This window comes from Nonomuraea sp. NPDC049784, assembly GCF_040659615.1.
Classification (GTDB): Bacteria; Actinomycetota; Actinomycetes; order Streptosporangiales; family Streptosporangiaceae; genus Nonomuraea.
This window is the reverse complement of the sequence record NZ_JBFAMX010001175.1, coordinates 1-1535: the sequence shown is the minus strand read 5'-3', so window position 1 is coordinate 1535 and position 1535 is coordinate 1. Positions and strand designations below refer to the sequence as shown.

The window sequence follows — 1535 nt, the reverse complement described above, 5'->3', positions numbered from 1 at the left end:
CCGCACCTGACGCCGATCCTGATCGAGCTGCGCGCCCTGGACAAGTCGCACTCGGTGGACGCGCTGGTGGCGGCCCACCTGGCGAGCCATGGCGAGGAGTTCATCGATCTGAAGGCGTTCCGCTATCTGCTCAAGCAGGGGCGGATCGTGCTGCTGTTCGACGGTTTCGACGAGCTGGTGACCCGGCTGACGTTCGACCGGGCGGCCGATCACCTGGCCACGCTGCTGGCGGCGGCCGAGGACAAGGCGAAGATCGTGGTCGCCAGCCGCACGCAGCACTTCAAGTCGCACAGCCAGGTGCTGACCTCGCTCGGCGAGATGGTCGGGGTGCTGCCGCAGCGGCGCGTGCTCAGCGTCGAGGACTTCACGCACGACCAGATCCGCTCCTACCTGGCCAACCGCTTCGACGACGGCGACGAGGCCAGGGCCCGCATGTCGCTGATGGGCGAGATCGCGGACCTGCTCGCGCTGGCGCAGAACCCGCGCATGCTGAGCTTCATCGCCGACCTCGACGCCGACCGCCTGCGTACGGTGGCCGGCGCCCGCCACACGATCAGCCCCGCGCTGCTGTACGACGAGATCCTCAGCTCCTGGCTGGCCTTCGAGGAGCGGCGGGCCAGGGTTCCCGGCTCGGCCACCGCGCTGACCGTCGACGAGCTGTGGCGGACGGTGACCGCGCTGGCGGTGCGGCTGTGGGACACCGGTGAGTCGCTGCTGGGCGTGGACGAGCTGACCGAGCTGGGCGAGACGCTGACCGACCTGGCCGACGGGCAGTTGTCGGCGGCGCACGCGGCGTACCGGATGGGCTCGGGCAGCCTGCTGGTGCGGACCGAGGAGGGGATGTTCGGGTTCATCCACGCGTCGGTGATGGAGTGGGTGATCGCCCGCCACATCGCCCTGGACAACCTGGCGCTGCTGTCACGCAGGCCGCTGTCGGCGCTGACCGTGGAGTTCCTGTGCGACCTGGCCGACGTGCGGGCGCTGCGCGCCTGGGTGGCCGACCCGCCGGGCGACGACGTGTCCAGGGCGAACGCGGTCAAGATCTCCGCCAGGCTGCGCACCCCCGCCCGCGCCGACCTGCGCGGCGCCAACCTGAAGGGCGAGGACCTGTCGGCCAGGGACCTGCGCGAGGTCGATCTCACCGGCGCCGACCTGTCAGAGGCCACCCTGGCGGGCACGAACCTGTCCAGGGCCACCCTGCGCGAGGCCAGGCTGGTCGGGGCGCGGCTCGACGGCGCGGCGCTGACCGGGGCCGACCTGACCGGCGCCGACCTGTCGGGGGCGCGGCTGGCGCAGGTGGACCTGAGCGACGCGGCGGTCGAGGGCGCCCGCTGGCACCGGGCCTCGCTGATCAACGTGACCGGCACGCTGCCGCACCTGCACGGCGCGGCGGTCGTGCCGGGACAGCCGGTCGAGGTGGAGTTCGCCCCGGCCGGCATCGGCGTCCCGTACGGCTACCACTTCCAGACCAGCCGCCTGCCCGAGCCCATCGCCTACAGCCCCGACGGCAGCACGATCGCCATCGGCAACGAGGA

General features: G+C 72.2%; 1 protein-coding gene. It reads left to right on the top strand.

Annotated elements, in window-relative coordinates; genetic code table 11:
- Positions 1–1535 (top strand): pentapeptide repeat-containing protein (locus AB0J09_RS64470; protein ID WP_360714345.1); only part of this gene is annotated, 1535 nt, incomplete at both ends.